This window comes from Thalassospira permensis NBRC 106175 (assembly GCF_000714555.1).
GTDB lineage: Bacteria > Pseudomonadota > Alphaproteobacteria > Rhodospirillales > Thalassospiraceae > Thalassospira > Thalassospira xiamenensis.
In genome coordinates this window covers 162,596-169,672 of sequence record NZ_AUNC01000056.1, presented here as the reverse complement: position 1 = coordinate 169,672, position 7,077 = coordinate 162,596, and the positions used below count along the sequence as shown (strand labels likewise).

Annotated in this window: 7 protein-coding genes; all 7 read right to left on the bottom strand. The window is 53.9% G+C overall.

What is annotated here, in order from left to right:
* Positions 1-32 precede the first annotated feature (32 nt).
* Complete coding sequence (locus tag SMB34_RS18490; protein WP_139328265.1) at positions 33-1,991, bottom strand: response regulator; 1,959 nt, start codon at positions 1,989-1,991, stop codon at positions 33-35.
* A gap of 76 nt (positions 1,992-2,067) precedes the next feature.
* Positions 2,068-3,066, bottom strand: a complete 999-nt coding sequence (gene acuI, locus SMB34_RS18485; protein WP_037992255.1) for an acrylyl-CoA reductase (NADPH) — start codon at positions 3,064-3,066, stop codon at positions 2,068-2,070.
* An 83-nt stretch (positions 3,067-3,149) separates the two neighbouring features.
* Entirely contained in the window at positions 3,150-3,521 is a 372-nt protein-coding gene (locus SMB34_RS18480) for a YkvA family protein (protein ID WP_037992254.1), read from the bottom strand.
* Between the two features lie 56 nt (positions 3,522-3,577).
* The gene (locus tag SMB34_RS18475) at positions 3,578-3,853 is read right to left on the bottom strand and encodes a hypothetical protein (RefSeq protein ID WP_007092421.1); all 276 of its coding nucleotides are present in this window, start codon (positions 3,851-3,853) and stop codon (positions 3,578-3,580) included.
* A 129-nt stretch (positions 3,854-3,982) separates the two neighbouring features.
* A complete protein-coding gene (locus SMB34_RS18470; protein WP_051682413.1) occupies positions 3,983-4,915 on the bottom strand; it encodes a glycosyltransferase in 933 nt (310 codons plus the stop codon).
* Between the two features lie 27 nt (positions 4,916-4,942).
* Entirely contained in the window at positions 4,943-5,887 is a 945-nt protein-coding gene (locus tag SMB34_RS18465) for a glycosyltransferase family 9 protein (RefSeq protein ID WP_037992252.1), read from the bottom strand.
* A gap of 3 nt (positions 5,888-5,890) precedes the next feature.
* Entirely contained in the window at positions 5,891-6,931 is a 1,041-nt protein-coding gene (locus tag SMB34_RS18460) for a glycosyltransferase (protein WP_037992251.1), read from the bottom strand.
* Between the last annotated feature and the right edge of the window lie 146 nt (positions 6,932-7,077).

Sequence of the window (7,077 nt, the reverse complement as noted above, 5' to 3'; positions counted from 1 at the left end):
AACCCGGCCCCTTGGCCGGGTTTTTTTGTATTTCAGCCGGCAACGACTTCGGAAATTTCATCAAGCGTGGCCAGAAGCTCTTTTAAATCAAGCGGCTTTGCCATCACCATGACCGGCGCATCATCCCCATCCTCTGTCGGTCTGTCGGCATCCCCCGGATGACCGGTCATAACGATCACCGGCAAGGCGGGATTGCGTGAACGCAGTTCCCGAACCAGACTATTGCCATCCATCTGCGGCATCCGGATATCGGTAATCAGGATATCGGGCTGCACAACACCGGCCAGTGCAAGCGCATCTTCGCCGTCGCTTGCCGCCGAAACCGAGAATCCCTGCGCTTCGAGATAGGCTGCGATGATCTCCATCGCATCAATTTCATCATCGACAACCATGATCCGCAAATCGCGCGACCTTGCCTCCGGAACTTTTTCCTGCTGAGGCAATAAAGGGGCATCATCAGACGGGTCATTTTCATCCCCCTGCGTTTCGCCGATATGCGTCGCAGGCAGAACAATCTCGAAACAGGCACCGTCTCCTTCATTGCGAACATCAATATGCCCGCCCATTCCCTCGACGATGCCATAGCTTACCGAAAGGCCAAGCCCCGTTCCCTTTCCGACATCCTTGGTCGTAAAGAACGGATGGAAAATAAGGCCAATGGCGTCCTCGGGGATGCCGCCGCCATTGTCATTAATCGCAATTCGAAGCACTTCCTGATCGGGATCAAGCATGGCTGTTAATCGAATGAGCCCGCCAATCCCGCCGGTATCATCGCCGTTTTCCGTGATTGCATCACGCGCATTGGTCAACATATTGACCAGAACCTGTTCAAGCTGGACCTGTCGCCCAAGCACCTGGCAACTTTGTGCGGATGGAACGACATCGACGACGATCCCCGCCAAACGGCAATCATGCTCGATCATGTCCACCGCACGGGTGACCGCGCGCATCGGATCGAAAAGCTCGAAATCATCCTCGTCCGGCCGACTGTATATCTGCAAATGTCGAATAATTTCGGCCATGCGCTGGGTTTGCCCGCTGATCAGGGACAGTCGCTCTCTCTGAAACGAGGGTTGAACCTTTTCAAGTTCATATTGAAGCGCGCAGGTATCAGCCGCCATCCGAATGACATTAAGCGGCTGGTTCATTTCATGGGCGACAGATGCGGCCATCTCGCCAAGTGTCGCAAGCTTCGAGGTCTGAACCAGTTGCCGTTCGATTTTGCGCTTTTCCGTCACATCCTCGGCCAGCATCAGCATGGCTGGTGCCCCTTCGTGGGTGAAGGCGATGGCGGATACTTCAAGCTCGACATTCTCGCCGTCGCCCCGTCGGCAGATGATGACAAAATCCGCCCGCCCCGTATAACCGCCAGCGTAACGGGCAATATATTCGCTCATGATTTCGCGGCTGTCGGGATGGACCATTTCCATAAAGCTGCGCCCGACCAGTTCGGAACTGTCGTTCCCATGCAGAATGGCAACGCCCTGCTGGTTGATATAGGTAATTTCCTCACCGCTCAGCACCGAAATCAGTTCCGGTGCCAGTTCCACCAGCTTGCGATACCGTTCTTCGCTTTCCTTCAAAGCCTGCTCGGCACGCGACCGTTCAATCGCATAACGGATGGATCGGCGAATGGTCCTGCCGTCGGGGAATTCTTTGGTCAGGTAATCTTCTGCGCCGTGCTGAAGGGCTTCAAAGGCAAGTTCTTCGTCCTTGTGCCCGGTCAGGACAACAACCGGTGCACTATGCGCGCAACCGCGAATTCGGCGGATGGTCTCAACCCCCGATGAATCGGGCAGCGTCAAATCCAGCAGGACAACATCAAACTGTCCATCCGGTGACGGATCATTCAGCAGGGCCATGGCCGAAGCAAGATCGGACCGATGTTCGATACCGAATTGCTCACCGGTTTCCTCCAGCAATGTTTTTACAAGAAACGCATCGCCGGGATTATCTTCGACCAGAAGGATGCGAAACCGGTTTTCGGTCATATGGCACGGCCCATTCATTTCAGAATTTCAGGATTGGCAGCTCGGATCAGACTGATTCTGCATATATTTGCCTCTGCTAGCAATCCTGCACATCAATCAGCAAACGCCCCCGAACCTGCCCTTTGAGGATTTTTTCACCCCACGGCAGGATATCACGAAGTCCAACCTTTGTTGTCACAGCATCCAGTTGATCCATTGGCAATTCCTGTGTCAGACGTTTCCAGGCTGTGACGCGCTTTTCATAGGGGCACATCACGGAATCAATTCCGATCAACCGGACCCCGCGCAGCAAAAACGGGAGAACCGTTGCAGGTAAATCCGGCCCGCCAGCCAACCCGCAAGCAGCAACCACGCCATGATACTTCATTTCCGATAAGACATGCGCCAATGTCGTGCTGCCGACACTGTCAACAGCCCCCAGCCAACGCTCGCTCAGCAAGGGCTTGCTTGCCTCGCTTAACTCTGATCGATCCAGAATTGAATGCGCACCAAGGCTTCGAAGATAGTCATGCGTGTCAGCACGCCCGGTCGAGGCGGCAACACGATAACCAAGATTGGAAAGAAGACCTACCGCGACCGACCCAACACCGCCCGCCGCCCCGGTAACGAGGACTTCGCCATCCTGATCGGGTGATACGCCCTGCTCTTCAAGGGCCATTACGGCAAGCATGGATGTAAAGCCCGCGGTACCGATGGCCATGGCGTGCGCACCATCAAGTCCATCTGGCATTGGCACCAGCCAATCGGCTTTGACGCGGGCATACTGTGCATATCCGCCCCAATGCGCTTCGCCAACACGCCATCCGGTCAGGATGACCTGATCGCCGGGCGCATAACGCGGATCATCCGATGAAATCACTTCGCCCGCAAAATCGACACCGGGCACATGCGGGTATTGCCGGACAAGACGGCCAAGCCCGTTCAGGATCATGCCGTCCTTGTAATTCAGGGTCGACCATCGTACCCGAACCAGCACATCGCCGTCAGGCAGATCATCAATGGTCAGATTTTGAAAATCGGCCTGAACTGATTTTTCCTGCTGGCAAAGAACCAAACCACGAAATGTATCTGCCATGGTCGTATCCCCGTTTCATGATGGAATTGCATCCAAGCTTAAAAGGGAGCGGGAAAGACTGTCAAAGGCGCAAAAGTCGTGTCTTAACCAGCAGACGGAGTTTTCAGGAAGCTGTCATCAGGTCCTGTAAGCATCACAATGCCAATCAGAACCACGATCAAAATCAGAAGATATAACCATTTACGAGACCTTGCCGGCCCTTCGGAATCCGTTGATGCCATATCCGATTTTACGGATGGCGGCAGGCTTTTATATGAAAGCCATCCCAACAGGGGCACGATAACAAGATCATCAATCCAGCCAATACCGGCAATGACATCGGGCAACAGGTCAATCGGGCTAACGAGATAGATAATCCCGGCCAGCAACAGGATCTTGCTTCGCAGTGGCACATCCGGTCGAAACACGCTGCGCAACAAATTGGGAATAATCGCCCAGACAGTCGGCTTGGCCATTGGATACTCCAGACATTAACCCAGCATTACCAACGCGTCAGGTCGACTTGGCGATATCAGCGACGCGCCGTATCCAGAGGAAGGCTTACCTGCATATATGCGCCGCCTATTGAACTGGCCTTTTCCAGATCAAATGCACCGCACAGACTGCCACAAGATGCGTTATCGGCATTCCCATACCGGATGGCATACATTTCAAACCCGGATTTGTAGGCAGGAACCGGCACAAGATTGAGCTGGGTTCTCTGATCCCCCACAGCCACCTGAAGCCACGCCATGGAAACGGCAAACAGCAACACCACGATCATTGTCAGATGCTCGGTACGGATCATCTTTCTGGTCCGGAACAGTTGAAACAAAATTCACATGATAAGCAAATGCATTAGCATGCGAATTGTTCCCGATTGATCGCAAACAGGATTGTCCGGACCTTAAAATTTCAGCTTTAAGAACGCCCGCCATTAAACTCTTTGAGGCTTGGCGATCGTAAGTTTCTCTGCCGCAAACAGGGGATAGCGATAATTGACCGATACCGTTTTGCCATCGGTCGTTTCAATTTCGGTTTTCACATCTCTGTCTGCCCGAATATCGTCGACACCTGACAGGTGCATTATTCCAATGGTGGCATGCGGTTCGTTGGGTTCGACAAAAACCGATTTCTCTGCATCCCAGAATGGCTTGTGCTGGCATTGCCACATTGCATAGGCAGGCAGGTATTCGGCCTTATAGCCTTCAATGTGGATGATCTTGCCCAAAGACAGCTGCTCGGCCGGGAACATCTTTCCCTTCATGGCAGCTTCAACAATAACTTCCTGCCAACGCTTCCAGTGCGGCGCCTTTGCTGCAATCGCGAATGTCGCCGCAGACAGCACATAATGGGGAATCATTTTCTTGGCCGTCGCCCAACCAAACGCCTTTTTGCCATTGGCGTTATAGAAACTGCCAATTTTTCGGGGCCATCTTCCAAGCCAGGAAATACGGATCGGCTTTGGATAAGAGCGGTCTGCACCATTCGTAATCGCCAGACGATCACCTTTCGCAGCAGACCGAATGAACATCTCTACAGATGACCAGTCCTGAACCCAGGTATCGCAGTCCATCCACAGATATACGTCATATCCGGGAAATATTTCGGGGATGAAGGGGCGGCAAATACACGCCTTGAGGTAGTCCTTACCTTTTGATTTTTCTTCCGAAATGCCATTGGGCCAGTCAGGGATAACGAGTTGGTTGACCAGAGGTGACAGTTGTTCCCTCTGGGATTCAGCCAAACCTGCATCCATCACACAGATGTCGATATTTCGGTCGACAGAGAATTGTCTGACCGAATGCACCATTTCGATCAACAAAGGAAAATAGTTTTTGTCGGAACCTGAAACGATGGCGATCCGCATGCTTCCCCGCTTAAACAAACCGATAATTCATTTTAAAAACTTACATGAAAATTCAAAAACTTTGTCAACAGACAGGTCCGTCATCAAAGACTTCTGAGATTTCCAGTCGACACCGTCAGCCAAAATCTGATCATAGTTGCGATCCGTGCAGACATAAGCTGTCTTCTTACCATATGGCGCATAGTTTTCCGGTCGGGATGGACCAAAAAGCCCCACGGTGGGAGAACCGGAAGCCGCCGCCATATGCATCAAGCCGGAATCATTACCGATATAAAGATCCGCCTTCTCCAGACAGGCTTGCACGGTCAATAAATGCTCGGTTCCAAAAACAACCGTTCTGCGATCATCCGCAATGGATGAAATCAGTTCCTGCGCCTTTTCGATTTCAGAAGGCGCACCAACAAGCAAAACATGCGCATTCGGCAAAGAACCCGTTATAGACGTCAGCCGCCCGACAAGGTCCTGAAAACGATCAATCGGCCACATCTTTCCTCCCCAGTTTGCCGTCGGGCCAACCACAAGAAGCGGTCGCCCGGCAAAAGAGGAAAGAATTTCCTGAGCCCGTTTCACATGTATCGGATCAAGCCATATTTTGGGATATAGAGGACGATCAACACCGATCAGACGCGCAAGCTGCTCCACCCGGTGGACACTGTCATCGTTGCCTTTGAGCACCACCCGCTTCCAGCCCGGCAACACATAAGCCGTCGCACTGCCGCGCAGATCGACGATGATGTCCCACCAGCGAAACGCCACCGACTTCCAGAGCTTCCACCAATGGCCGCCGCGTTTCTGCTTTGGCATTTCGATGATGCGTTCAAGCCCCGGCACCGCTTCAAAAATCGGGGCGGCGACCGGGCCGCAGGCAACCGTCACCCTGATGCCGGGATAGGTTTCGACATAGTGGCGCAGCACCGATGTCGAAAGAACGGCATCGCCCAGCCGGTTCGAGGTGATGAACAGTAACCGCACGGTTTAAAGTTTCTCCAGCTCGCCAGCGACGTTAAGCCATTCGCGGCGGCTGTTGCGCGCCGCTTCGGACTGGCTGGCAAAAATCTGCCGGTCGGCCAGCAACTGCATCACCAGATTGCCATAAGCCGTTTCATCGGGAACGATATAGCCGGTCTTGCCATTTTCGACCCGCGCCGTGGCAATCCCGCCATAGGACACAACCGGGGTTGCCGCCGCCAGGGCATCGTAAATCCATTGGCCGACCTGATCATTGCCGTATTTGCCGTGATGCAGAAACGCCCGCGCGGTTGCGACACGTTCGGCCATGTCGGCCTCGGGCATCGGGTGGCAAACGCGCACACCCTTGTCGATATTGTCACGCACCATATCGACGAGTTCGCCGGAAACATCGTCATTTTCGCCCGCCATCGCCAAGAACAGGTCGGCGGCATAAATTTCCAGAATGGCACCGGGCAGTTTGGGCGCGACATAAGCCGACCAGATGCGAATGATCTGGGCAATGCCGGTTTTGCTGTTGGCAACCGTCACGGCAAGGTTTTCGCGGCTCTCGAACGCCCAGTGCATGTTTGATGCCATGGCAAAGGCCGGACACGCCCCCGGCGCAATCACAATGGGGCGTTTGGCGATATCGCCATCAAATGCCTTGCCCTGATCCTCGTGGGTGAAAATCACCTGCGCACCGGTTTCAAGCAACGCTAGACGCGCCTTATCCGCATTCAGATCGGATACCATGCCATCAAACCAAAGCCAGCAATCGCTACCTTCGGGGATTGAGGGATGACGCAGCAGCTCCGCATCGCGCCACACCAGAACCCGATCCACCGGATCCCCGCCAAAGGGCGGCATGGCACTGTCAAGCTGACGCCAGGCGACACCATGATGATCAAGGTCAATGCCACCGTTCCGGCGGGCTTCAACCTTGTGGCCACGGGCAACAAGGGCCTCGGCCAGCGCGATAAATCCGCGTTGGCGCGCGCCCAGCGGGCGGGCTTCGCGATCCTTGGGATCAAAGCCGATGGAACGATCAAGCATCAATATTTTCATACATTGCGTTCTATCGGTTCCCGCGCAATTTATGAAGGCTTTTCTTGTGGCGGGTTGCTTTTGCCTTTGCCAAACCACCCCTTGCCAAATGCCCCCCATTGCCCCACATTTCGGCCAACAATTCCGATAAACCGGAGCCATAAGAA

What these genes read in the sequence shown, in the direction of transcription:
- SMB34_RS18490 (WP_139328265.1), bottom strand. Translation starts at nt 1,991, where the DNA reads ATGACCGAAAACCGGTTTCGCATCCTTCTGGTCGAAGATAATCCCGGC.
- acuI (WP_037992255.1), bottom strand. Translation starts at nt 3,066, where the DNA reads ATGGCAGATACATTTCGTGGTTTGGTTCTTTGCCAGCAGGAAAAATCA.
- SMB34_RS18480 (WP_037992254.1), bottom strand. Translation starts at nt 3,521, where the DNA reads ATGGCCAAGCCGACTGTCTGGGCGATTATTCCCAATTTGTTGCGCAGC.
- SMB34_RS18475 (WP_007092421.1), bottom strand. Translation starts at nt 3,853, where the DNA reads ATGATCCGTACCGAGCATCTGACAATGATCGTGGTGTTGCTGTTTGCC.
- SMB34_RS18470 (WP_051682413.1), bottom strand. Translation starts at nt 4,915, where the DNA reads ATGCGGATCGCCATCGTTTCAGGTTCCGACAAAAACTATTTTCCTTTG.
- SMB34_RS18460 (WP_037992251.1), bottom strand. Translation starts at nt 6,931, where the DNA reads ATGAAAATATTGATGCTTGATCGTTCCATCGGCTTTGATCCCAAGGAT.